The 23,195-nt window shown below is 71.0% G+C and carries 19 protein-coding genes and 1 tRNA gene; 6 read left to right on the top strand and 14 right to left on the bottom strand.

Translation table 11 applies throughout. The annotated features are described in order from the left end of the window. Nucleotides 1-84 precede the first annotated feature (84 nt). The 4 genes from K318_RS25745 to K318_RS23775 all read right to left on the bottom strand — a co-directional run bounded on the left by K318_RS25745 (nucleotide 85) and on the right by K318_RS23775 (nucleotide 4,632). Nucleotides 85-1,593 (bottom strand): DUF501 domain-containing protein, encoded by a 1,509-nt coding sequence (locus K318_RS25745; protein ID WP_281170694.1) that lies wholly within the window; start codon nucleotides 1,591-1,593, stop codon nucleotides 85-87. Continuing rightward, complete coding sequence (locus tag K318_RS0111470; protein WP_051297915.1) at nucleotides 1,590-2,120, bottom strand: FtsB family cell division protein; 531 nt, start codon at nucleotides 2,118-2,120, stop codon at nucleotides 1,590-1,592. The genes K318_RS25745 and K318_RS0111470 overlap by 4 nt, the downstream gene beginning before the upstream one ends. A gap of 276 nt (nucleotides 2,121-2,396) precedes the next feature. After that, entirely contained in the window at nucleotides 2,397-3,677 is a 1,281-nt protein-coding gene (eno, locus tag K318_RS0111465) for a phosphopyruvate hydratase (RefSeq protein WP_029089591.1), read from the bottom strand. 211 nt (nucleotides 3,678-3,888) lie between these two features. After that, nucleotides 3,889-4,632: a MerR family transcriptional regulator gene (locus tag K318_RS23775; protein ID WP_051297914.1), complete on the bottom strand. Its 744-nt coding sequence runs from the start codon at nucleotides 4,630-4,632 to the stop codon at nucleotides 3,889-3,891. 171 nt (nucleotides 4,633-4,803) lie between these two features. Between K318_RS23775 and K318_RS0111455 the strand changes: the two genes are divergently transcribed. Further along, nucleotides 4,804-5,310, top strand: coding sequence for a DUF2306 domain-containing protein (locus K318_RS0111455; protein ID WP_029089590.1), 507 nt, complete (start codon nucleotides 4,804-4,806; stop codon nucleotides 5,308-5,310). A gap of 125 nt (nucleotides 5,311-5,435) precedes the next feature. Here the strand turns inward: K318_RS0111455 and K318_RS0111450 are convergent, their stop codons facing one another. The 3 genes from K318_RS0111450 to mfd form a co-directional block, all read right to left on the bottom strand. Then, the gene (locus tag K318_RS0111450) at nucleotides 5,436-6,230 is read right to left on the bottom strand and encodes a tyrosine-protein phosphatase (RefSeq protein ID WP_051297913.1); all 795 of its coding nucleotides are present in this window, start codon (nucleotides 6,228-6,230) and stop codon (nucleotides 5,436-5,438) included. A gap of 82 nt (nucleotides 6,231-6,312) precedes the next feature. Beyond that, entirely contained in the window at nucleotides 6,313-7,137 is an 825-nt protein-coding gene (locus K318_RS23770) for a MazG nucleotide pyrophosphohydrolase domain-containing protein (RefSeq protein WP_084500102.1), read from the bottom strand. After that, nucleotides 7,137-10,751, bottom strand: a complete 3,615-nt coding sequence (gene mfd, locus K318_RS0111440; protein ID WP_029089588.1) for a transcription-repair coupling factor — start codon at nucleotides 10,749-10,751, stop codon at nucleotides 7,137-7,139. The genes K318_RS23770 and mfd overlap by 1 nt, the downstream gene beginning before the upstream one ends. A 353-nt stretch (nucleotides 10,752-11,104) precedes the next feature. Here mfd and K318_RS0111435 point away from each other — a divergent pair, with 353 nt between their 5' ends. The 3 genes from K318_RS0111435 to K318_RS0111425 all read left to right on the top strand — a co-directional run bounded on the left by K318_RS0111435 (nucleotide 11,105) and on the right by K318_RS0111425 (nucleotide 14,995). After that, a complete protein-coding gene (locus tag K318_RS0111435) occupies nucleotides 11,105-13,420 on the top strand; it encodes an HNH endonuclease (RefSeq protein WP_169721464.1) in 2,316 nt (771 codons plus the stop codon). Nucleotides 13,421-13,518: 98 nt separating this feature from the next. Then, entirely contained in the window at nucleotides 13,519-14,166 is a 648-nt protein-coding gene (locus K318_RS0111430; RefSeq protein WP_029089586.1) for a rhomboid family intramembrane serine protease, read from the top strand. Between the two features lie 151 nt (nucleotides 14,167-14,317). Next, complete coding sequence (locus tag K318_RS0111425) at nucleotides 14,318-14,995, top strand: 4a-hydroxytetrahydrobiopterin dehydratase (protein WP_035281721.1); 678 nt, start codon at nucleotides 14,318-14,320, stop codon at nucleotides 14,993-14,995. 42 nt (nucleotides 14,996-15,037) lie between these two features. Here K318_RS0111425 and pth read toward each other — a convergent pair whose 3' ends face one another. The 5 genes from pth to K318_RS0111400 form a co-directional block, all read right to left on the bottom strand. Then, nucleotides 15,038-15,634, bottom strand: a complete 597-nt coding sequence (gene pth / locus K318_RS0111420; RefSeq protein WP_029089584.1) for an aminoacyl-tRNA hydrolase — start codon at nucleotides 15,632-15,634, stop codon at nucleotides 15,038-15,040. A gap of 212 nt (nucleotides 15,635-15,846) precedes the next feature. Next, nucleotides 15,847-16,497 carry a 50S ribosomal protein L25/general stress protein Ctc gene (locus K318_RS0111415; RefSeq protein ID WP_029089583.1) on the bottom strand — a complete coding sequence of 217 codons (651 nt, stop codon included), beginning with the start codon at nucleotides 16,495-16,497 and terminating at the stop codon, nucleotides 15,847-15,849. Between the two features lie 184 nt (nucleotides 16,498-16,681). Then, a complete protein-coding gene (locus tag K318_RS0111410; protein WP_029089582.1) occupies nucleotides 16,682-17,653 on the bottom strand; it encodes a ribose-phosphate diphosphokinase in 972 nt (323 codons plus the stop codon). Next, complete coding sequence (glmU, locus tag K318_RS0111405) at nucleotides 17,650-19,125, bottom strand: bifunctional UDP-N-acetylglucosamine diphosphorylase/glucosamine-1-phosphate N-acetyltransferase GlmU (RefSeq protein WP_029089581.1); 1,476 nt, start codon at nucleotides 19,123-19,125, stop codon at nucleotides 17,650-17,652. The genes K318_RS0111410 and glmU overlap by 4 nt, the downstream gene beginning before the upstream one ends. A 78-nt stretch (nucleotides 19,126-19,203) precedes the next feature. Next, nucleotides 19,204-19,275: transfer RNA gene (locus tag K318_RS0111400), tRNA-Gln, on the bottom strand. Nucleotides 19,276-19,340: 65 nt separating this feature from the next. Between K318_RS0111400 and K318_RS0111395 the strand changes: the two genes are divergently transcribed. Then, entirely contained in the window at nucleotides 19,341-19,697 is a 357-nt protein-coding gene (locus K318_RS0111395) for a hypothetical protein (RefSeq protein WP_029089580.1), read from the top strand. A gap of 81 nt (nucleotides 19,698-19,778) precedes the next feature. Further along, nucleotides 19,779-22,244 carry a DNA helicase PcrA gene (gene pcrA, locus K318_RS0111390; RefSeq protein WP_029089579.1) on the top strand — a complete coding sequence of 822 codons (2,466 nt, stop codon included), beginning with the start codon at nucleotides 19,779-19,781 and terminating at the stop codon, nucleotides 22,242-22,244. Nucleotides 22,245-22,453: 209 nt separating this feature from the next. Here pcrA and K318_RS21320 read toward each other — a convergent pair whose 3' ends face one another. Then, nucleotides 22,454-22,681 carry an antitoxin gene (locus tag K318_RS21320; protein WP_035281719.1) on the bottom strand — a complete coding sequence of 76 codons (228 nt, stop codon included), beginning with the start codon at nucleotides 22,679-22,681 and terminating at the stop codon, nucleotides 22,454-22,456. 186 nt (nucleotides 22,682-22,867) lie between these two features. Then, entirely contained in the window at nucleotides 22,868-23,074 is a 207-nt protein-coding gene (locus K318_RS24735) for a hypothetical protein (protein WP_156913957.1), read from the bottom strand. Nucleotides 23,075-23,195 lie beyond the last annotated feature (121 nt).

Raw genomic sequence — 23,195 nt, 5'->3', positions numbered from 1 at the left:
GTCGGTCGGCCCTGTGCGGTCGGCCCTCTGCGGTCGGCGCGTGCGGGCCTGCCGCACAGCCGGCCCCGTGCAGTGTCCTCCGAGTCAGTCTGCCGGATCCGCGAGCCCCAGCGCGATCCCGTCGAGGATGTCGGACTCGCTCACCCGGATCTCGAGGCTCCCGCCGGCGCCCGCGACCGCATCGTCGATGAGCTCGACGAGCCGTGCGAACACCTGGGCTCCTGCGGCGATGACATCGGCGCGTCCGGGGTGCATATAGGGCAGGGAGCGCCGCTCCTCCGCGGTCATGGCGGCGAGGCGGTCCGCGGCCGCGACGATCTGCTCCCGGCCGAGCACGGAGCCGTGGATCGCCTCCCGGTCGTACGCGGGCAGTTCGAGGACGGCAGCCGCCACCGTGGTGATCGTCCCGGCCACGCCCACGAGGGTGCGGGCCGAGGCGATGTCCACGTGCGCGGAGGCCTCGGCGAACGCCTGTTCGACATCGGCACGGAGCGCGGCGAGCTCCTCGGCCGTGGGCGGATCGTGGCGCAGCCAGCGCTCGAACAGCCGCACGCAGCCGATATTCATCGAATGCCCCGTCTCGGCGCCGCCCAGGCCCACTACGAGCTCGGTCGACCCCCCGCCGAGGTCCATGACGAGGTGCGGGCCGGGCGCATCGAGCCCCGCCGTCGCCCCGCGGAAGGACAGCTGTGCCTCCTCGGCGCCCTCGATCACCTCGGGCTCGATCCCCAGCCGCTCGCGCACACCCGCGATGAAGGTCTCGCGGTTTCGCACATCGCGGCTGGCCGAGGTCGCGACGAACCGCCTGCGCTGCGGTGCGAGGCTCTCCACGATCCGCGCGTACTCCTCGCACACCGCGAAGGTCCGTTCGAGGGCCTCGGGCGCGAACTCGCCCGTCGCGTCGACGCCCTGCCCCAGGCGCACCACGCGCATCTCGCGGGCGAGCTCCGTGAGCGTGCCGTCGGGAGCGACATCGGCCACCAGCAGGCGCAGGGAGTTCGTGCCGCAGTCGAAGGCCGCCGTGCGCACGGTCTCCGCCGGAGTCGCGGCAGCGGCCGGGGCCGCAGCCGGCGCAGCAGCCGACGTCGCGTCCTGTTCGACCGCGGGCACCCCCGTCATCCGGGACAGGGCGAGATCGCCCACCGGGTTCACACCGGGACCGGCGGCGAGGCTGTGGCCCACGAGGGCGTGGAGGCACTTGACGCGCGTGGGCATCCCGCCCGCGGAGAAGTCCTTCACCTCGGCCACCTCGTCGAGGCCCGCCTCGGCACCGATCCGCGCACGGTCGGCGAGGTAAGCGGTGTGGGCGCGCGCATAGGCCGCGCGCAGCTCCTCGTCCTCGGCCAGCAGCGTGGAGAACTCCGCCATCGCACCGCCGGCCTCCATGCGCGAGCACTCGGCCACGTAGTCGGGGTGCGTGAGGTAGTAGGTCGTGGGGAACGGCGTGCCGTCCTCCAGCCGGGGCGCGGTCGCGACCACGAGCGGCTCTCCGGTGGACGCGGCGCGCGCGGCCACGCCGACCACTCCGCGGGGCATCCGGCCCAGTTGTTCGCGGATGCGCTCGCGATCAGCGTCGGTGCAGGGGGTGATCACCGTTCCTCCTCGTATGCGTAGCCGACCGCGCGCAGGGAATCGGCGAGCTCGATGTACCACGGGCGGGCGCGCGTGGTCCGGGACGCTCCGGCGGACGAGGTCACATTCGCCTCGTCGGCCTCGGGCCCGCCGACGACGATATAGGCATTCTCGCCCTCGCGCACATAGCCCATCCGCTCACGTGCGAGCCGCTCGATGTGCTCCGGGTCGTCGAGCTTCGCCCGCTCCTCGCGCAGCTGCTCGACCTCGCCCTGCGTGGCCTCGATGTCCGCCTCGAGCGCCGCGATCTGCTGCATCTGGCTCAGGCCCGTGCCGATGGGCTTGAGCAGGCCCGCTCCCACGATGACCAGCGCCCCGAGGATGACGGCGGAGCGGTAGGTGAGCCGCCTGCCCGCCGCGGTCTCGTCCGCGGCATCGGGATCCGTGATCGAGGAGCCGGGCCGCCAGCCGGAGCCGGCGCGCCGGGCGCCGGTGCCCCTGCGCCCTGGACCGCGGTCCGGGCGGCTCTTGTCGCTGCGTCTGCTCATCGGTTCACCTCGGGCCGTGGGAAGGAGGAAGGGGCACGGCACACCCAAGTGTGCCGTGCCCCCGACGCCTGCGAGCGGATTGCCCGACCTCCGGCGTGTCAGCGCCGATGCCGCGGTGCAGAGGCGTCTGTGCTGGTCGCAGGCCCGCACAGACTTCGGGAGCAGTCTGCCGCAAGACCGCTCCCGAAGCCGCGGAGGGCCCGCTCGGCCTCTCGCACGTACAGCGCCGCGTGGGTGCGGCCCGGCGCGTCCGGCCCGTGCGTTCCGCCTGTGTGCTCAGCCCTGGAAGCGGGGGAACGCGGAGCGGCCGGCGTAGCGCGCGGCGTCGCCCAGCCAGTCCTCGATGCGCAGGAGCTGGTTGTACTTCGCCACGCGCTCCGAGCGTGCCGGTGCGCCCGTCTTGATCTGGCCGGCGTTGAGCGCGACGGCGAGATCGGCGATCGTGGTGTCCTCGGTCTCCCCGGAGCGGTGGGAGATCATCGCGGTGTAGCCGTTGGTCTGGGCGAGGCGGACGGCCTCGAAGGTCTCCGTGAGCGTGCCGATCTGGTTGACCTTGACCAGGAGCGAATTGCCCGCGCCGGAGTCGATGCCGCGGCGCAGCCGCTCGGGGTTCGTCACGAAGAGGTCGTCGCCGACGATCTGGACGCTGTCGCCGAGCCGCTGCGTGAGCGCCACCCAGCCGTCCCAGTCGTTCTCGTCCAGGGGATCCTCGATGGAGACGAGCGGGTACTTCGCGACGAGGTCCGCATAGTAGTCGGTCATCTGCTCCGCGGTGCGGACCTCGCCCTCGAAGCGGTAGCCGGCCTCGGCGTGGAACTCGGAGGAGGCCACGTCGAGGGCGAGCGCGATCTCCTTGCCCGGGATCCGCCCGGCCGCCTCGATCGCGGTGACGATGAGGTCGAGCGCCTCGGCGTTCGAGTCGAGGTTGGGCGCGAAGCCGCCCTCGTCGCCGAGGCCGGTCGACAGCCCGCGCTCCACGAGCACCTTCTTGAGCGCGTGGTAGACCTCCGCGCCCCACTGCAGGGCCTCGCTGAAGGAGGCCGCGCCCACGGGCGCGATCATGAACTCCTGGATGTCCACATTGGAGTCCGCGTGCGAGCCTCCGTTGAGGATGTTCATCATGGGCACGGGCATGACGTGCCCGTTCGGTCCGCCCAGGTAGCGGAAGAGCGGCAGGTCCGCGGAGACCGCTGCGGCGCGCGCGACCGCGAGCGAGGTGCCGAGAATGGCGTTGGCTCCCAGCCGGGACTTGTTCTCCGTCCCGTCGAGGTCGATGAGCACCTGGTCGACGATGCGCTGCTCATCGGCGTCGATGCCGGAGATCGCGTCGTGGATCTCGTCGACGACGGCCTCGACGGCGTTCTGCACGCCCTTGCCCAGGTAGCGCTCGGGATCCCCGTCACGGGACTCGACGGCCTCGAACTCACCGGTGGAGGCGCCCGAGGGCACGTCGGCGCGGGCGGTGGAGCCGTCTTCGAGGAGGACCTCGACCTCGACGGTGGGGTTGCCACGGGAGTCGAGGATCTCCCGTGCGTTTGCGGCGATGATCTCTGCCACGAGCTCTCCTTAGATGTGTGCGCCTTGGGGCGGTGCTGTCCGCGGACGCCTCAAAGCCTAGTGCACATCCCGCCCCGGCCGGCGTCGTAGTCGGACCTCCTGTCCCCGCCTCCCTGCCCCCCTTGTTGCCCCTCACCCTGCCCCCTCCCCCTGCCCCTCATCGGTTGAGCGCTTCCTGTCGGCTTGACGCCGCCGGACCGACAGGAAGCGCTCACTCGGGGGATGACGGGGCAGGATGCTCAAACGGGGATGAGGTCGGGGCCGGGGGTGTGGTGCTCAGCTGCCGGCGGATGCTCTCCGAGGTCTGCGCGAGGCGGAGCATGTCCACGACCACGCGGGAGAGCTCGTAGGTGCCCACCGCGACGTCCAGGGCGACCCTTTCGCGCGAGCCCGAGAGATCCAGGCCCAGCGTCCCGATCCTCTCCACCGCCTCGGCGATGGTCCCCAGCGCCTCCTCACTCCACGAGGCTCCCCCGCTCCGGACCCGGGCGAGCCCGCGCTCAGCGGCCCGGCGGGCCTCACTGTCCGCATCCGGCCAGCCCCGCGCCTCGATGACCGCGGACACGGACGCCGAGGCCGGGGCAGGCTCTGAGGCAGTCCCTGCAACAGGCCCTGCGGCGGATTCCGGGGCAGGCTCTGGGGCGGATTCCGGGGCAGGCTCTGCGGCGCCTCCCGCCCAGCCGCCCACCGCAAGGGTCTGCGCGGCCTCCATGACCGCGAGCAGTCCGGCCTCGGGGTCGTCGATGACGGAGGTGAGCGCGCCGATCTCCGCCAGTGAGGAGCCGATCCGCTCGCGCACCCCGAGGATGAGGGCGAGGCGCTCCCGGTGATGCTCTCCGTAGACCGCCGTCGTCTGGTTCCGCTTGACTCCGGGCGCCAGGAGACCCGAGCGGATGTAGAACTTCACACTCGCAGTCGTCGTCCCCGCCGCAGCCGCCAGCTCGCTCAGCCTCACAGGACCGCACTCCTCTCCTCACCACTCCCCGCCGCACGCCACGCACCCGCCGTCCCGCGCAGTCCGACCGTGTGGGCCGGCGGCAACGGCGGGACGGCTCCGGTCGGATAGTGCGGGCCTCCCTCACTGTCCACGTTGCCGTATTGGGTAGCGACACTATCCTAGAGGAGTATGGAACTCCACACAGTCACCGTCATCGTCCATGCCACGGCAGCCTTCGCAGCCCTCGTGCTCGGGCCGGTCAACATGATCAGACGCTCCCGCGATCGGCTCCACCGGCGCATCGGACGCTCCTGGGTGGTCCTCATGTACGCCACGTGCGTGAGCGGCCTGCTCATCTTCGGCCACGGGATCACCGTCTTCCACGCACTCGCAGTCTTCACCCTCTGCACCGTCACCCTCGGCCTCTGGCGGATCCGCCGGGGCGACTGGCGCGGGCATGCGGGGAACATGATCGGCAGCTACGCGGGGACGCTCATCGCGTTCGCCTTCGCCGTGCTGATCCCGGAGCGATTCATCCAGCAGACGGCCGCGACGCATCCCGTCGGGCTGACGGCGTACGCCGCGGGACTGATCCTGGCCGTGGCCGGCTGGGTCCTGCTCATGCGCAGGCTCTCCCGCGGGGACGGAGATCGCACGCGGAACAGCGCTCCGGCTCCTGCCGGCGTACCCGCGTAACCGTCCTCGTCAGTGTTCCCCTGCTGCCATCCCCCCTACAGTCGCAGCGGGCCCGACGTCGCAGTCGCAGCGGGCCGCGGGGACGTTCCGCCCGAACGCTTTCCGCGTCGGGACAGGAGCGGGGCTCAGCCCTCGTCCGCCGCCGCGTCCACCACGAGACGCTCCCGCAGCCGGACCGCCACATCATCGGACAGGCCGTGGTGCGCGAGGTACCCCTCCACCCCGTCGAACTCACGGTCGAGCCGGTCGAGCACATCGGCCATCCATTCGGGACGCGCGGCGGTGGCCATGATGTTCCGCTCGGCGATCCCTGCGCTGGCCACGTCCCGGCCGAGAGCACGCAGGAAGTCCTCGCCCAGGTACTGCTCCGTGAGGGAGTAGTCCGCGATGACGTCGTCGCGGCGCACCCCTGCCAGCGTGAGCACGAAGGCCGCGATCATTCCCGTCCGGTCCTTGCCCGCGGAGCAGTGGAACACCGAGGCTCCCTGCTCCTGTTCTGCGAGCCGGGTGATGACCTGCGTGAAGAGGGCGCCCGAGCCCTCGATCATCGCGCTGTAGAGTCCGGGCAGCGAATGGTCGGCCAGGACCAGACGGTGCGGGCTCTGCGGATCCAGCGGCATATAGCGGTTGCCCAGCAGCGGCATGTGCGCATACTCGAACAGCCCCGCCCCCAGCGCATCCGGGAGATGGTGCACCTCGCGCTCCTCGCGCAGGTCCACCACGCTCCTGATCCCCAGCTGCGACATGAGCGTGTGCGAGGAGTCGTCGAGGCGACCCAGGCCGTCCGCCCGGAACAGCCTGCCGGTGGCGATCCGCCTGCCGTCAGCAGTCCGGTGCCCGCCGAGGTCGCGGAAGTTGAACGTGCCGCTCACCGGGATGCGGGGAGCGGAGAAGGCCTCGGAACCTGATGCTGCGGTCATCTGCTCTCCTGGAATCTGTCGTGTCTCCTGGAACCTGTCGAGTCTGCGGGGAGTGAGCGCGCTCCGCGGTCCGGTCGCCCGGTCATCGCCCGCGGCGTTCACCCGGCCAACGCGGTGCGCTTCCCTCCCCGAGCCTGTGCTCCGTCACGGCGAGCGCATCGCGCACGAGCGCCAGGGCACGCACCTGTGCGGGAACCGGCGGCTCGGGCGCGGACAGGCCCGTGCGCTTCTCCCGGTCCTTCACCCCACGATAGGCGCACTGCACCTGCTCGAGCGGCACCGGGTGCTCCGAGTCGAAGACATGGGGGTGCCTGCGGACCAGCTTCGCCGCCAGCCGCGTCTCCACCCGGGCGTAGGTCTCTCCAGGCTCGCGCTCCTCGTGATCGTCGAGGAGCGCGGAGTGGAAGAGCACCTGGTAGAGGACATCGGCGAGCTCCCCCTCGACGCCGTCGACCGCCTCCTCGTGCCGCGCCGCATCGTGTGCCGTACCCGCTCCGTCTGCCGGCCTCCCGTAGAGGTGCTCCTCCGCGGCCAGGAGCTCTGCTGATTCCTCGACGAGATACCGCGACAGCGACACGTGCGTATGCGCCGAGGCCCAGGGACAGCGCGCCCGGATGAACGCCATCAGCGCGGGCAGGTCCAGCTGCTCCGTCTCCGGCCGGGCCCAGGGCTCCCGGACATCGCGCGGGTCCGGGCTGCCGCCCTCCCGCCGTGCGAGGCGGGGCTCGTCCTTCAGGCAGGACGGGCCCGGGGTAGGCCCCGTCCCGGGGGCCTCACCTCCGGCAGCCTCGCCGTCGGCCCTCCGAGCGCCGGCAGCCTCGCCGCCGCGCGCCTCGGCGCCGGCTGCCTCGCTGTCGCGCCCCTCGTTGCCGGGAACCACGCCGCCGGGGCTCTGCCCGCCGCTCATCAGCCGGCCTCGGCGCCCGCGGTCGCCGCGACAGCGCCCCCCTGCCCAGCCTCCTCACCCGGGATTGCGGGCTCAGGCTCCGGCAGGATCGCATCGAGGAACGCACGTGCCCAGGCGAGGATGTCCGAGTCGACCACCTCGGCTCGGTCGAAGCCGTTCCCCGCCACCGGCTTGGGCACGAGGATCGAACGGACGGCGGGCTTGATGAGCGATTTGGGGTACATCCGCTTGAGTCTCGCGATCTGCGAATCCGGCAGCTCCCCGACCGGCCCGAACCGGATGAAGTTGCCCTGCACCACGATGTCCGTGACGCCCGAGGCGCGCGCCCGGATGCGCAGCCGCGCCACGTCCGCGAGCACGTCCACGGAGGCCGGGGGCGGGCCGTAGCGGTCGGTGAGTTCGGCCAGCACCTCCCGGATCTCCTCCTCCCCCGAGGCAGCCGCGAGCTTCCGGTACGCCTCCAGGCGCAGGCGCTCGTGCTCGACGTAGTCGGTGGGGATGTGCGCGTCCACGGGCAGCTCGATCCGCATCTCCGGCTCCTCCTCCGCGGTCTCACCGCGGAAGTTCGCCACAGCCTCGCCCACGAGGCGGACGTAGAGGTCGAAGCCCACGCCCTCGATGTGCCCGGACTGCTGTCCGCCCAGCAGGTTCCCGGCACCGCGGATCTCGAGGTCCTTCATCGCCACCTGCATGCCCGCACCCAGCTCGGAGTGCTCGGCGAGGGTCTTGAGCCTGTCGTGAGCCGTCTCCGTGAGCGTGCCGTCGCCGGGGAACAGGAAGTAGGCGTATGCCCTCTCCCGGCCGCGGCCCACCCGCCCGCGCAGCTGATGGAGCTGGGAGAGGCCGAAGCGGTCCGCACGGTCGATGATGAGCGTGTTCGCGTTGGCGATGTCGATGCCGGTCTCGACGATCGTGGTGCACACGAGCACGTCGTACTTCCGCTCCCAGAAGTCGACGATCACCTGCTCGAGCCGCTGCTCGCCCATCTTGCCGTGCGCGATCCCGATCCTGGCCTCGGGCACCAGCTCCGCGATATGGCCGGCGACCCGCTCGATGTCCTGCACCTTGTTGTGGATGTAGAACACCTGGCCCTCGCGCATGAGCTCGCGCCGGATCGCCGCGGCCACCTGCCGGTCTTCGTAGCGGCCCACATAGGTGAGGACGGGGTGGCGCTCCTCCGGCGGCGTGGCCAGTGTCGACATCTCCCGGATCCCGGTCACCGCCATCTCGAGCGTGCGCGGGATGGGGGTTGCGGACATCGCGAGCACATCCACGTCGGCGCGCATGGCCTTGAGCGTCTCCTTGTGCTCCACGCCGAACCGCTGCTCCTCATCGATGATGACGAGGCCCAGGTCCTTGAACTTCACGGAGCCGGAGAGCAGCCGGTGCGTGCCGATCACGAGGTCGATCGTGCCCGCGCGCAGTCCCTCCACGACCCTGTCCGATTCCTTCTTGGCCTGGAACCGCGAGAGCGCGGCGACCGTGACGGGGAAGCCCGAGTAGCGCTCGGAGAACGTCTCGAAGTGCTGCTGGACGAGGAGCGTCGTCGGCACGAGGACCGCGACCTGCTTGCCCTCCTGGATCGCCTTGAATGCGGCCCGGACGGCGACCTCGGTCTTGCCGTAGCCCACGTCGCCGCAGATGAGCCGGTCCATCGGGACCGACTTCATCATGTCCTCCTTGACCTCGTCGATGGTCGTGAGCTGGTCCGGGGTCTCCACGTAGTGGAAGGCGTCCTCGAGCTCCCGCTGCCAGGGCGAATCGGGACCGTAGGCATGGCCCTGCGTGGCCTGGCGCGCGGAGTACAGGCGGACGAGCTCTCCAGCGATCTCCTTGACCGCCTTGCGCGCCCGCGATTTGGTCTTCGCCCAGTCCGCGCCGCCCATCTTGTTGAGCCCGGGGTTCTCCCCGCCCACATAGCGGGTGACCTGGTCGAGCGAGTCCGAGGGCACGAACAGGCGGTCGCCCGGCTGCCCCCGCTTGGAGGGGGCGTACTCGATGACGAGGTACTCGCGGGTGTGCGCGTCCTTCCCCCGCCCCGCGGTGCGCTGGATCATCTCGACGAAGCGGCCCACTCCGTGCTGCTCGTGCACCACATGATCACCCGGCGCCAGGTTGAGCGGATCGACCTGGTTGCGCCTGCGGCGGGCGGGGAGCTTCCGCATGTCGCGGGTCGAGGCGGCCGAGGCCCGGCCCAGCACATCCGCCTCCGTGAGGACGGCGAGCCTGAGGTCGTCGACGACGAACCCGCCGAACCCCGCCGCGGTCGCGACCTCCACCCGAGCGGCCGCGGAGAAGTCCGGCTCCTCGACGAAGGCCGCCGGCACATCGGCGTCCGCGAACACCTCGACGAGGCGCTGGCCGGGACCGTGCCCCTCCGTGAGCACCACGACGGACCAGTCCGCATGGACGAGACCGCGGACGTCCCTGAGGATCGCCTCGACATCGCCGGCGTAGCCGCGCGGCTCGCGCGCCGGAACCGTGAATACGTCCTCGCCGGGCGCGGCCAGCTCCTCATCTGCGGCGAATCCGCCCACCTCCCACCACGGCAGGGAGAGCACGCCGGCCGCCTCCCGCGTCTGCTCGAAGGTGCGGAAGCTCGCGGCGGAGAGGTCGATGGGCGCCTGCGCCCCGTCCGAGGCCGACTCCCACGCCGCCTGGAGGAACTCCTCGGAGGTGCGCACGAGGTCCTCGGCGCGCGCCGCGATCCGCTCCGGCTCGATCGCGAGCACGCGGGTGCCCGCAGGCAGGACCGCGACCAGCGGCTCCATGCCGTCCGCGAGCACGGGTGCGAGCGATTCCATCCCCTCGACGGCGGTGCCGTCTGCGATCTTCGTGAGCATGTCCGCGGCGGCCGGGACGGTCTTCGCGAGCTCCGCGGCCCGGGTGCGCACCTCGGGGGTGAGCAGCACCTCCCGGCAGGGCGGTGCCCACAGGGTCACGGCCTCACCGGCCTCGGCGGGCTGCGAGCGCTGGTCCGCGACGGAGAAGCGGCGGATCTCCTCCACCTCGTCGTCGAAGAACTCGATGCGCAGCGCGGAGTCCGCCGTGGGCGGGAAGACGTCGATGATGCCGCCGCGGACGGCGAATTCGCCGCGGCGGGAGACCATGTCCACACGGGAGTAGGCGAGCGCGGAGAGCCGCTCCGCCAGCTCCGTGAGGTCGGCGCGGTCGCCGGCGGCCAGAGTCAGGGGCTCGAGCTCCCCGAGTCCCCTGACGAGCGGCTGCAGTGCCGCGCGGACAGGGGCCACGACGACCCGCAGCGGGATATCCTCGCCCTCCGGGTGCGTGAGCCTGCGCAGGACCGTGAGGCGGGTGCCCACGGTGTCCGAGCGCGGTGAGAGCCGCTCGTGCGGCAGGGTCTCCCACGAGGGGAAGACCGCGACGGCTTCCTCCGGCAGATAGTCGCCCAGGGCGCGCGCGAGGTCCTCGGCCTCACGGGTGGTCGCAGTGATCGCGAGGACGGTGCCCGTACGTGCGGTCGCGGCGGTGAGGGCGGGCCAGAGGCCGCGCACCAGCGAGACGGAGCCGCCGGGAGAGGAGCCGTCCGCGACGGCCTCCCGGACGGCTGCGAACTGGGGCAGGGTGAGGGCATCGCTGAGTCTCGAGAGCACGCGCCCAGTCTAGGCGCAGGCGCGGACACGGGATCGGGGAGGGCGGGGTCACGCGGAGCGGGCGGGCGGGGCAGCACAGGAGCGGGTAGAGGCACGCGGGAGTAGAGCCGGCGGAGTCATTCGCTCAGGGCAGGTGGGTCCCTGAAGAGCAGAGCGCAGCTGAATCCCAGAGCCATGATTCGAACTGTAATTCGTTCATGGTTGACTGTGAGCCTCCGTCTATTGCATTTCATGATCGCTCCGGTAGAATGGGGGCAGGGAATCACAGGGAGGTGAGGAACATGGGCACCGGGCACACAGCAGGATCACCGGCGGATCGGCCGGACGGTCCGCCGCCGGATCAGGAGGAGCCCGTGTTCAGGCAGCCCTTCTCCCCCGCCGACCGGCTGACGCTCATGGAACTGGCCCTCACGGAATCCGATGGTGCGGGCTCCCCCGTCCCCGGCCTCGCGCTCAGCCTGCTCGAGGCGACGGAGCGCTGCCGGGACCGTGCAGGAACGACCTCGCTCACACCTCAGCAGACGCTCTCCGCACTGCGCGCCCTCGAAATTGTTCGCAGGCGCATCGACGGACTCTCCACGCACCTGCTGGCACAGTTCGACAGGTCCGGCACACCCACGGACCACGGCTACCGCACCACGGAGGCGCTGCTGGCCGGAGAGTTCCGCATCGCTCACCACGAGGCGCGCAGGCGCGCCGCTCTGGCCCGGCAGCTGGGGGCGCGCACCACGCTGCTGGGCGAACAGCAGGAGCCGGCACACCCGGCGATCGCAGAGCACTACGAGCAGGACCGACTCTCCGCGGATGAGGCTCGCACCCTCTGCACCGCGCTGGAGGAGCTTCCGCCCCACGTGAAACGGGAGTACGGGGAGCGGATCGAGGCGACGCTGATGGAGCTCGCACCCGGTGTGCGGCTGACCGACGTCCCCGAGCTCACCGCACGCATCATCAGCCTGGTCGATCCGGACGGCACTCCCCCGCAGTTCGCCCCGGAGCCGCAGAAGCACCACATCACGCTCACGCAGAAGGTGAATGGGGACTGGCGCGTCTCGGGACTCCTCGACTGCCCCACCGGGACAGTGATGCACTCCCTGCTGTACGCACGCATGAGAGACACTGATGCCGAGGTCCAGCTGCGGCCGCGAGCCGGGAGGGGAATGGTCTCAGAGGCGCAGGACTCGGGTCACGGCGCAGGAGCAGGGGGCTCAGGTCACGGCGCGAGCGACTCATCGGCAGAGTGCGGATCAGTGGCAGAGAATGGTTCAGCGGCAGAGCGTGGGTCGGCTGCACAGCAAGGGTCGGCAGAGCAAGGCGGGTCCGCGGCACAAGGCGGGTCGGCAGAGCAGAGCCCGGCAGTGCGGCGGGAACCGGCAGAGCGATATGAGCCAGTACAGCGATATGAACCGGCACAGCGACGCGAGTCGACGCCGCGACATGAGTCAGCGCAGCGAGCGGAACCCGCGGCGTCGACCCCTGCGCCCCGCGAGGCCGTCTGGGAGCGCACGGACGTCTCGGTGACCGCTGACGGCGGCGTCTGCCTCACCGGCGGGGCTGCCGGTGCGGGCACGATCCTGCCCGATGACCCCGGCTACCTCCTCAAAGACGACGGCTGGCCTCTCGCGATCAGCGACCGCATCGCAGAGGCTGTGGCAGAGCTGCACGAAGAGGCGCAGGAGGACGCAAACGGCACCGCGTGCCGCACCCTGTGGGAGAAGACCCTCGGGCGAGTATCAGCGGATGTGACCGGGCGCGCCGGATCAGCGGCCTGTCCTCGCTCGGCCAAATTGGCGGACTCGACCGAGGCGCCCGCCGCAGATGTCGCGGAGGCGCGGGCAGCGCGAAGCACATCAGCTGCCTCCGGCGCATCAGCCGCACCGGGGACAGCGACCCCGGCCGCATCGGACAGAGCGGTGAAGGAAGCACCCTTCCGGGAACCTGCCGCAACAGGCGGACAGCTCCGCCCGCCACCTCACCCACCGGACGAGGCCGAAGCACTGACTCCCCTCGTCGTGGGCGGCCGCGCCCAAGGTGTGCGCGAGGACGGCAGCCGCAGCGAGATCGCCCCGGAACCGGACTCGCAGTCCCCCGGCCGGCACCGGCACGACCGCCTCGCCTTCCTGCTGCGCTGCCTCTCCCGGCAGCGGGTGCTCCACGGTGCCGATCATGCACTCGTGGTCACGGCGGGCGCGCAGGACCTCGGACGCCCGGACCGCCCTCTGCCCACCCAGACCGGAGGCACCACCACGCTCCGGCACCTCGAATCCTGGTCGCAGGCCGGGCAGCTCTTCGCACACATCGCCGCAGCCGGCGGCAGGACGCTCGCGGTGCACTCCACCGGCCGGTTCGCCACCCGCACCCAGATGACGCTCCTCACCGCCCGCGACCAGGGGTGCACCTTCCCCGACTGCGATGCCCCGGCGGCATGGTGCGAAGCGCACCACATCGTTCCCGCCGCAGAGGGAGGCCCGACGCACGTCGACAACCTCACGCTGGCCTGTCCGTTCCATCACCGGTGGTTCGAGCGCTCCGGCTGGAGCTCGACATTCCGGCCCGGCCTCCCCGCATGGATCCCGCCGCCGAGGATCGACCGCGAGCGCACCCCGGTCTTCCATTCCCGGTTCCGCGCCGCGCTGCTGAAGCTTCCGCCCCTGCTCGGCTCCGCCGCATGATCCCGGCCAGCGCGCAATGCCGCCTCGCCGAGCACGGCAGTCTTCCGGCGAGTCCGCACCTTCGGGTTCGGCCCAGCCTCCTCAGGGACAATGAGGGCATGTCGCAGACGCCTGCCCGCGCCGCCGCTCCCGCATCGCCGTCCACGTTCGCACGGTTCCTCCCTCCTCTTGCGCTGCTCGCCCTCATGTGGGTGATCGAATTCGCGGACATGCTGCTGCCGGGCAGGTTCGAGGTCCTCGGCATCCGGGCCTGGGACTTCACGCACCTGCCGGGCGTCGTCCTCGCTCCGCTGCTCCACTCGACCTGGGGCCACCTCATCGCGAACTCCGTCCCCTTCCTGGTCCTCGGCCTGCTCGTCGCCGCCGAGGGCACCCGGCGCTTCTGGACGGTCACTGCAGTCGTCACCCTCGTGGGCGGGGTCGGGCCCTGGCTGCTCGCATTCCCGGGGACGCTCACGGTGGGCGCTTCGGGGCTGGTCTTCGGCTACTTCACCTACCTGATCGCACGGGTGCGCAATGCCCGCCCCGGAGGCGCCCGCGTTCTCCAGATCGTCATCGCCGTCCTCGTCGTCTGCCTCTACGGGGGTTCGATGCTCATGGGCATCCTGCCGGTGAGCCCGGGCGTGTCCTGGCAGGGCCACCTGTTCGGAGCCGTGGGCGGGGTATGCGCCGCTCTGCTTCCCGGCTCCCGTCGGAGTCAGATCTCCCGCACGGCACAGTCCTCGCTCAGAGCACGGTCATCCTGAACAGCGCGGCCCTCATGAGCGGGTCGATCTTGACGATCTGCACGGTCACCCGCGGATGGCGCGATCCTCATGCTCCTGAACGCGATCCCCGCGGTGGCCGTACATGCGCAGGGGGTTCACCCCGGCCGCACCCACGCGTAGCATTCGCCCCATGACGACGCACACGGATCGGACCGTACTCCGAGGACAGCAGCTGCTCAACGCGCTCGCGGACGCGGGCCTGGACGACTGGCAGGGCCTGCCCGGCTGCATCCGGGCGCGATTCGGCACGGGAGGCTTCACCTCGGGCCTCGCCCTGGCGAACAGGATCGGCGAGGCCGCCGAGGCCGCGAACCACCACCCGGACCTCGCCCTCTCCTACCCCCACCTCGACGTGCGGCTGACCAGCCATGACGTGGGCGGGGTGACGAACCGGGACCTGCGCCTCGCCGTCGAGGTCAGTGCACTCGCGCAGACCGCGGGCGCGTCCCCGGAACCGGACGCCCCGGTCCTGCTGGAACTCGGACTCGACACGGCCCAGCGGGAGGTCATCGCCCCCTTCTGGGCCGCGCTGCTCACGGGTGATGCCACCGCCGCCTCCGGCGACGAGATCATCGACCCGAGCGGTCAGCTCCCGCCCCTGTGGTTCCAGGACTGCGAAGAGCACGAGGTTCCCCACCAGCGCCTCCACGTGGACCTCTCCGTGCCCGAGGCCCTCGCCCCCGCCCGCATCCGCGCGGTCGTCGCGGCCGGAGGGACGGTCGTGGACGACTCCCGCGCACCCATGTTCACGGTGCTGGAGGACGCGGACGGCAACCGCGCCTGCGTCTGCACGCTCGCACAGCGCTGAGCATCCCCAGCCACACGCCCCCTGCTGCCGGGCGTGGTCCTCTCAGCCGCGGCCGTGGAACCGCTGCTGGGCGGCCTCGAGCCCCTCGAGCGTGAGCGTCTCCACGGCGTCCGCGAGGTCGGAGACCATGATCGGCAGGGTCTGCTGCTCGTCCTTCGTGAAGCGTGCGAGCACATAGTCGGCGGTGTCCATGCGACCGGGCGGCCGCCCCACCCCGGCGCGCACGCGCAGGTAGTTCTTGGTCCCGAGGTGCTGGGTCAGCGAGCGGAGGCCGTTGTGTCCGCCCTCGCCGCCGCCTCGCTTGAGCCGGACGGTGTCGAAGTCGAGGTCCACATCGTCGTGGATCGCAATGACGTTCTCGGGCGGGACGGAATGGAAGCGGGCAAGCTGTCCGGCCGACTGGCCGGAGTCGTTCATATAGGTGCCCGCGCGCATGAGCACCGCCCGCGGCCCGGGCAGACCGCCTCGGCCCGGCAGTCGTCCGCTGGCCGCGGTGGCCCGGAACCTGGTCCGGGTGAGCGCGGCGCCCATCCGGCCGAGCAGCTCGTCGACCACGAGGTAGCCGATGTTGTGGCGTGTGCCGGCGTATCGCGCACCCGGATTCCCGAGTCCCACGACGAGCCAGGTGTCGTTGCCCATCCGCCTCTGTCCTCTTCCCTGCTCCGGTGTTCCCTGTTCGAATGCCGCCCGCTTGCACACGGGTGGTCTGAGCCCTGCCGGCTCGAGCGCCCCCGAGGCCTGTGCCCACGGGGGCCTGCCCGATGGCCGAGGGCCCGAACCCGGTGCGGAACCGGGCTCGGGCCCTCGGCGGTACGGGTCCGAGTCGCAGCCGCGCACGGCTGCGTCTCAGCTCATTCCTTCCCGGCGGTCTCCGACGGGCCCTCGTCCTCCTGCGTCGCGGCGACGACATCGCCCTCGACCGCGTCGGACTCGAGCTCGGCCTCGAGCTGGGCCTCGGAGATCTCCGCGGAGACGTTGACGACCATGGTCTCCGGATCGCTCACGAGCGTGGCGCCCTTCGGCAGGACCGCATCGGAGGCGTGGACGTGCTCGCCGGCCTCGCGCCCCTCGATGCTGACCTCGACGAACTCGGGCAGCTTGAGGGCATCGGCCTCGAGCAGCAGGGTGGTGATCTCGGGGGAGACCAGCGTGCCGGGTGCGGCCTCGCCCACGATGTGCACGGGGATCTCGACCTCGACCTTCTCGCCGCGCTTGACGATGATGAGGTCGACGTGCTCGATCTCGCGGGAGACCGGGTGCACCTGGATGTCCTTGGGCAGGGCGAGCTCGTTGCGGGTGCCCTCGGCGTTCTCGAGCTCCAGCAGGGCGTTGGCGTTGCGCAGCGCCAGCATGGTCGCATGCGCCTCGAGGAGCAGGTGCTCGGGATCGGTGCCGTGGCCGTAGAGGACCGCGGGAACCTTGCCGGCCCGGCGCGCACGGCGCGAGGCGCCCTTGCCGAATTCCTCGCGCTTGGCTGCGAGCAGCTTGATGGTGTCTGCCATTGTCTTCTCCTTCGTGGTGACGGGACCACGGCGGACGCTGCTCGTGGACCGCACCCGCACCGGCGAAGGCCGGGAGGAGGCTGAGAGCACCGCGTCGATCACGGAAGCATGGGGCTTCCCTCGCCGAGGCAACCCTGCAAGTGTACGCGCACCGGTCATCCGCCGCAAAGCGGGGAGGAGCGCCTCACATGTCGAAGAGGCTCGTGACCGAGCCGTCCTCGAACACCTCGTGCACGGCGCGCGCCAGCAGCGGTGCGATCGAGAGCACCGTGAGCTTGTCGAAGTGCTTCTCGTCCTCGATGGGCAGGGTGTTCGTGACGATGACCTCCTTCGCCACGGAGCCGGAGAGGCGCTCGACGGCCGGGCCGGAGAACACCGCGTGCGTGGAGACGATGATGACGCCCTCCGCCCCCGCGGCCATGCAGGCATCGGCGGCCTGGACGATCGTGCCGCCGGTGTCGATCATGTCGTCGACGAGCACGCACGTGCGGCCCTCGACGTCGCCCACGACGCGGTTGGCCTTCGTCGCGTTGGGCCGGGTGATGTCGCGCGTCTTGTGGATGAAGGCCAGCGGCACTCCGCCGAGCGAGGACGACCAGTTCTCCGCGACCTTGATGCGACCGGCATCCGGGGAGACCACGGCGAGGTCGCCGGGGTAGTTGCTCTTCACGTAGTCGGCGAGGATCGGCAGGGCCACGAGGTGGTCCACGGGCCCGTCGAAGAAGCCCTGGATCTGCGCCGTGTGCAGGTCGACCGTGATGAGGCGGTCGGCACCCGCCGTCTTGAACAGATCGGCCATGAGGCGGGCCGAGATGGGCTCACGGCCGCGGTGCTTCTTGTCCTGCCGGGCGTAGGGGAAGAACGGGGCGATCACCGTGATGCGCTTGGCCGAGGCCCGCTTGAGCGCGTCGACCATGATGAGCTGCTCCATGACCCACTCGTTGATGGGAGCGGAGTGGGACTGCATGACGAACACGTCGCATCCGCGCACGGAGTCGCCGAACCGCACGTAGATCTCGCCGTTGGCGAAGTTGTAGACGTCGGTCTCCAGGAGTTCGGTGCCGAGGCTCTCCGCCACCTGCTCCGCGAGCTCCTGGTTGGACCGTCCGGCGACGAGGACGAGCTTCTTCTCGCCCGCTGTGGTGATCGACTTCACGATCGGGACTCCTTATCCGCGGTGGGATTCTCGCTGTCCGCGGCCAGCTGGGCCGCCTGTGCCGCAGGGGTGCCCGGTCGTTTGCGCACGACCCACCCTTCGATGTTGCGCTGCCGGCCTTCCTTGATGGCCAGCGCCCCTGCGGGAACATCTTCGCTGATCACCGCGCCGGCGCCGGAATAGGCGCCATCGCCCACCTGCACGGGGGCGATGTACATGGTGTCCGAGCCCATGCGCACATGCGATCCGATCGTCGTCCGGTGCTTCTGCACACCGTCGTAGTTGACGAACACGGAGGAGGCGCCGATGTTCGACTGCTCCCCGATCGTCGCGTCCCCCACATAGGTGAGGTGCGGAACCTTGGAGCCGGCGCCGATCTGCGCGTTCTTCGTCTCCACGAAGGTGCCGATCTTGCCGTCGGCACCCAGCTCGGTGCCCGGGCGCAGATAGGCGTATGGGCCGACCGAGGCGCCTGCTCCCACCACCGCGAGCGAGCCGTGGGTGCGCGTGATCTGCGCGCCGGCCCCCACCTCGGTGTCCGCGAGCGTCGTGTCCGGCCCGATCACCGCACCCGTCGCGATGTCGCAGGCGCCGTGCAGCTGCACGCCCGGGAGGATCGTCACGTCTGCCGCCAGGACCACATCGGCGTCGATCCAGGTGGTCTCCGGATCCACGACCGTCACGCCGGCCCGCATGTGCTCGACCACGATGCGACGATTGAGCTCGCGGCCCAGCTGCGCGAGCTGCACGCGGTCGTTGGCGCCCTCGACCTGCCACACGTCCTCGGTGGTCAGGGCCGCGACGCGCGAGCCGGCCGCCCGCTCGATCCCGATGACGTCCGTGAGGTACTTCTCCGCCTGCGCATTGTCCGTGCTCACCTGCGCGAGCGAGCGCCGCAGGGCCGCGAGGTCGAAGGCGTAGATGCCGGAGTTGATCTCGGTGATGGCCCGGACCGCCTCGTCCGCGTCCTTCTCCTCGACGATCCGCTCGAGAGCGCCGGAGGCGTCGCGGACGATCCGACCGTAGCCGTGCGGGTTCGCCACCTGGGCGGAGAGCACCGTGACGGCATTGCCGCGCTCCTCGTGGTGGGCCACGAGCTCGTCGAGGGTCATCGCCGTGAGGAGGGGGACATCGCCGTACGTCACGACCACGGTGCCCGTGAGCGTCTCCGGCAGCTGGGTGAGGGCGCATTCGGCGGCGCGGCCCGTGCCCGGCACATCGTCCTGGTCCGCGATGAGCACGGACCGGGCGATGGACTCGGAGACCTGGTCGACGTGCGCGGCCACCTGCTCGCGTGCGTGCCGGAGGACCACGACGAGGTGCTCGGGGTGCGTCCCGGCCGCGGCGCTGATCGCGTGGTGCAGGAGGGAGCGCCCCGCGATGGGGTGCATCACCTTGGGGGTCGAGGACTTCATCCTGGTGCCCTCGCCCGCGGCGAGGACGATCACTGCAGCGGGAGAGTGATCCGCCATATGCTCAAACGCTCCTCATGGATCGACATCCGATCGCTTTACCGTCCCGGTCGCGCAGCGCGCACGGCCGTCCTCCAGCTCCGCCCCTAGGACTCGAACCTAGACTGCACGGCTCCAAAGGCCGGCGTGCTGCCATTACACCAGGGCGGACCGTGTGGCGGACCGCGCAGGGGCCCGCGGACACCGACTGCAATCCTGCCACTAGACTCGGCCTCATGGAAATTCTCCGCCTCATCCTGCTGTTCCTGCACCTGCTCGGCATGGCCCTCATCATCGGCGGATACTTCGCCAATGTGAAGTCCCCCCGCGTGATCCCGGGCATGCTGCACGCCTCGTTCCTCCAGCTGGTGACCGGGCTCGCCCTCGTCGGGGTCGTGGAGATGGGACCGGGTGAGGTCGACCACGCCAAGATCGCCGTCAAGACCGTGCTCGCCATCGCCGTCACCGTCCTGGCGCTCCTGGGCAACCGGCGTGAGAAGGCCTCCCCCGGCGAGGGGGCCTCGGCGGGGCTGGCCCACGGCACCGTCGCCGCAGCCGTTCTCGCCGTGGCGGTCGCCGTCTTCTGGGTCTGACGGCCCTCGCCCGCCCTCCGCAGCCCGGACGCATCGTGCGTCCGGGCTGCGTCCGTCCCCGCTGATAGGTTCTGGAGCACCATGACTTCGCCCTTCGACTTCCTCTCCGCCCTCACCTCGCCGGCGGCCGACGGCCCCTCCGCGGGCGTGTCCGCCGCGAGCGCGGTCTCCGTCGCCGAAGCCGATCCGGCCGCCGAAGGGGCGGCAGGCTCCGCCGGCCTGCGCGCAGGGACGGCCGCCGCTCCCCCGCCCGGCGCCGATGAGCTCCTCGACGGCCTCAATCCCGCACAGCGCGAGGCGGTCCTCCATACGGGCTCCCCCCTGCTCATCGTCGCGGGCGCCGGATCCGGCAAGACGAGCGTCCTCACCCGCCGCATCGCCTACGCCCTGCGCACCGGCAGGGCCCGGCCGGGCGAGGTGCTGGCGATCACCTTCACCAACAAGGCCGCCAAGGAGATGGCCGAGCGCGTCGCCGGCCTCGTGGGCCCCTCGGCCCGGAGCATGTGGATCTCGACCTTCCACTCCGCGTGCGTGCGCATCCTCCGGCGGGAGGCGCAGGCGCTGGGCATGAAGTCGAACTTCACGATCTACGATGCCCAGGACTCCCTGCGCCTCATCACCCAGGTGTCGCGGGAGGCCGATCTCGACCCCAAGAAGTTCCCGCCACGCGCCCTGCGCAGCCGCATCTCCAATCTCAAGAACGACCTCCTCACCCCGGAGGACTTCGCGGCCACGGCGGGAGAGCGGCCCAACGACGTGGCGGCCGCCGAGGTCTACCGCCGCTACCAGGAGCGCCTGCGCCTGGCGAATGCACTGGACTTCGACGACATCATCATGGAGACCGTCCACCTCCTGGAGGCCTTCGAGGCGATCGCGCAGAACTACCGCGCGCGCTTCCGCCACATCCTCGTTGACGAGTACCAGGACACGAATCCGGCCCAGTACCGCCTCATCCGGCTGCTCGCGGGGGCGGATCTGCCCGCACCCTCGGCCGAGCTCACGGTGGTCGGGGACGCGGACCAGTCCATCTACGCCTTCCGCGGCGCGACGGTGCGCAACATCGTCGAGTTCGAGGAGGACTTCCCGCAGGCCCGCACGATCCTGCTCGAGCAGAACTACCGCTCCACCCAGACCATCCTGTCCGCGGCGAACGCGGTCATCGCGAACAACGCCGACCGCTGGGAGAAGCGCCTGTGGACGGACCGCGGCGACGGGGAGCCGGTGACGGGCTGGGTCGCGGAGACCGAGCAGGCCGAGGCCCGGTTCGTCGTCGAGCGGATCGACGAGCTCCGCGACGACATGGGCCTCGAGTACGGGGACTTCGCCGTCTTCTACCGGACCAACGCCCAGTCCCGCGCCATCGAGGACGCGCTGGTCCGCGCGGGCATGCCCTACCGCGTGGTGGGCGGCACCCGGTTCTACGAGCGCAAGGAGATCAAGGACGCACTCGCGTACCTGCGGGCCGTGGCGAACCCGGCGGACGATGTGAACCTGCGCCGTGTGCTCAACGAGCCCAAGCGCGGGATCGGAGACCGGACGGAGGCGCTCATCGCCGCCCATGCCGAGCGCGAACGGACCGCCTTCCGCACGGCGCTCGAGGACGCGGAGAACGCGATCGGCATCACCTCCCGCGCGCTGGGTCCCATCCGCACGTTCCTCACCCTCATGCGCGACCTCTCAGGCGTCGCCGAGGCCGGGGGCGTGGCACCGGTGCTCGAGGCGGCCCTCGAGCAGACCGGCTACCTGGCCTCGCTCTCCCAGTCGAGCGATCCGCAGGACGAATCGCGGGTGGACAACCTCGCCGAGCTCGTCGCGGTGGCGGAGCAGTTCGATGCGCAGAGCGAGGGCGCAGGCACCCTGGACGAGTTCCTCGAGGCCGTCTCCCTGTCCTCGGACTCGGACTCGCTGCCGGACGAGCACGGGGGCGAGGTCACGCTCATGACGCTGCACACCGCGAAGGGCCTGGAGTTCCCCGTCGTGTTCCTCACCGGCATGGAGGACGGGGCCTTCCCCCACCAGCGCTCCTTCACCTCCTCCCAGGAGATGTCCGAGGAGCGCCGGCTCGCCTATGTGGGCCTCACGCGCGCCAAGCGCAAGCTGCTGCTCACCCGGGCGGAGACGCGCAGCCAGTGGGGGCAGCCCCAGTACAACCCGCCCAGCCGGTTCCTCGCGGAGATCCCCGAGCACCTCATCGAGTGGGAGTCGACCGGCTCCGGTGCGCTGAGCGGCCTCGGCGCACCGGGCGGCTCTGGTGCAGGGGCCTATGGCTCCGCCTACGGCAGCGGCGGGACGGGCGGCGTCATCGGCTCGGGCCGTGGGGCCTCGTCCTCCTCCAGCCGACCCGGTACGGGCTTCCCCAACCGCATCCGGCCGCAGCGCGAGATGGTCTCGGTCGAGCCCGGCGACAGGGTGTCGCACGACTCCTTCGGCCTCGGCACCGTCGTCGAGGTCAAGGGAGCCGGGGACAAGACGGTCGCGGTCGTGGACTTCGGCTCCGAGGGCACCAAGCGCCTGCTCATGCGCTATGCGCCCGTCGAGAAGCTCTGAGCGGGAAGAAGCGCTGAGCGGGAAGCTCTGGCTCGAGAAGCGCAGAAGACTCGCAGAAGGCCTCGCGGGAGCATCCCGGGGCAGGCGGCGATCCCGGGCGAGCAATGGCTCAGGCCGCACAGCGGCTCAGGCCGGACGTCGGCCCGATCAGGCGGCGAGGGCCGGTCCCCCCTCCGGGGAGCCGGCCCTCTCTCGTGTGCGGTGACGCCTCAGCGGCGGTCGTCCCGGCCTGCGCCGGGCTCTCCGCCCTCGGCTCCGCGGTTGCCGATCTTCTCATCGGCGGCATCGCGGCCCTTCTGGATCTGCTCGGTGTACTTCCCGCCGGTCAGCTTGTCCGCTGCCGCGGCGACCTTGTCCAGACCCTGGTCCGAGATCTTCTCACCTCTGTCCGAGTTGAGAGCGTCCTTGGCCTTGTTCGCAAGATCTCCGAATCCCATGCGGCACCTCCTCGTCTGTGGGCGACCGCCTTCGTCCGGCGGCTTCCCCACAGACGATTCCAGGTGGGGCGTCGCAATGCAACGGCGCCGACTCCCGTACGCGGTATCTGCGGCCTTCGCACATGCGGTTCACAGGATGCCGAGGGCGACAGCAGTGCTCGCCTCGGGCTGTCGCCGCCCCGCGGCTCAGTCCGGGACCGTGACCGTGAGCAGGGCGAGCAGAGCCGCGGTGCACAGCAGCAGCGTCGCATCGAATGCGCGCCCCCGGTTGCGCACCGTGGCGGCCCATTCCCCGCCCGTGAGCCGGAGGAGGCCCATCGCGGCGGGCACCGCGGCCAGCAGCAGTCCGCTCAGCCGGAAGCTCACGAACGAGCACGCGACCGCGGCGATCACGCTCAGGAGGATCGCCAGCAGCACCCAGTCCCGGCGCGTCGGATCGGAGTACCTGCGCTTCCAGTAGATCCAGCGCTTCGAGAACCATCCTCGGCCGCGACCGGTCCGCGGCAGGGCGTCG

Source organism: Brevibacterium album DSM 18261, from assembly GCF_000426445.1.
Classification (GTDB): Bacteria; Actinomycetota; Actinomycetes; order Actinomycetales; family Brevibacteriaceae; genus Brevibacterium; species Brevibacterium album.
Note: the sequence above shows the minus strand (reverse complement) of the source record. Positions and strands in the feature narration are given on the sequence as shown.

Excerpts from the sequence above, each read along its gene's own strand:
- K318_RS0111470 (WP_051297915.1), bottom strand. The coding sequence starts at position 2,120 with ATGAGCAGACGCAGCGACAAGAGCCGCCCGGACCGCGGTCCAGGGCGC.
- K318_RS0111455 (WP_029089590.1), top strand. The coding sequence starts at position 4,804 with ATGGAACTCCACACAGTCACCGTCATCGTCCATGCCACGGCAGCCTTC.
- K318_RS0111450 (WP_051297913.1), bottom strand. The coding sequence starts at position 6,230 with ATGACCGCAGCATCAGGTTCCGAGGCCTTCTCCGCTCCCCGCATCCCG.
- K318_RS23770 (WP_084500102.1), bottom strand. The coding sequence starts at position 7,137 with ATGAGCGGCGGGCAGAGCCCCGGCGGCGTGGTTCCCGGCAACGAGGGG.
- K318_RS0111430 (WP_029089586.1), top strand. The coding sequence starts at position 13,519 with ATGTCGCAGACGCCTGCCCGCGCCGCCGCTCCCGCATCGCCGTCCACG.
- K318_RS0111425 (WP_035281721.1), top strand. The coding sequence starts at position 14,318 with ATGACGACGCACACGGATCGGACCGTACTCCGAGGACAGCAGCTGCTC.
- pth (WP_029089584.1), bottom strand. The coding sequence starts at position 15,634 with ATGGGCAACGACACCTGGCTCGTCGTGGGACTCGGGAATCCGGGTGCG.
- K318_RS0111415 (WP_029089583.1), bottom strand. The coding sequence starts at position 16,497 with ATGGCAGACACCATCAAGCTGCTCGCAGCCAAGCGCGAGGAATTCGGC.
- glmU (WP_029089581.1), bottom strand. The coding sequence starts at position 19,125 with ATGGCGGATCACTCTCCCGCTGCAGTGATCGTCCTCGCCGCGGGCGAG.
- K318_RS0111395 (WP_029089580.1), top strand. The coding sequence starts at position 19,341 with ATGGAAATTCTCCGCCTCATCCTGCTGTTCCTGCACCTGCTCGGCATG.
- pcrA (WP_029089579.1), top strand. The coding sequence starts at position 19,779 with ATGACTTCGCCCTTCGACTTCCTCTCCGCCCTCACCTCGCCGGCGGCC.
- K318_RS21320 (WP_035281719.1), bottom strand. The coding sequence starts at position 22,681 with ATGGGATTCGGAGATCTTGCGAACAAGGCCAAGGACGCTCTCAACTCG.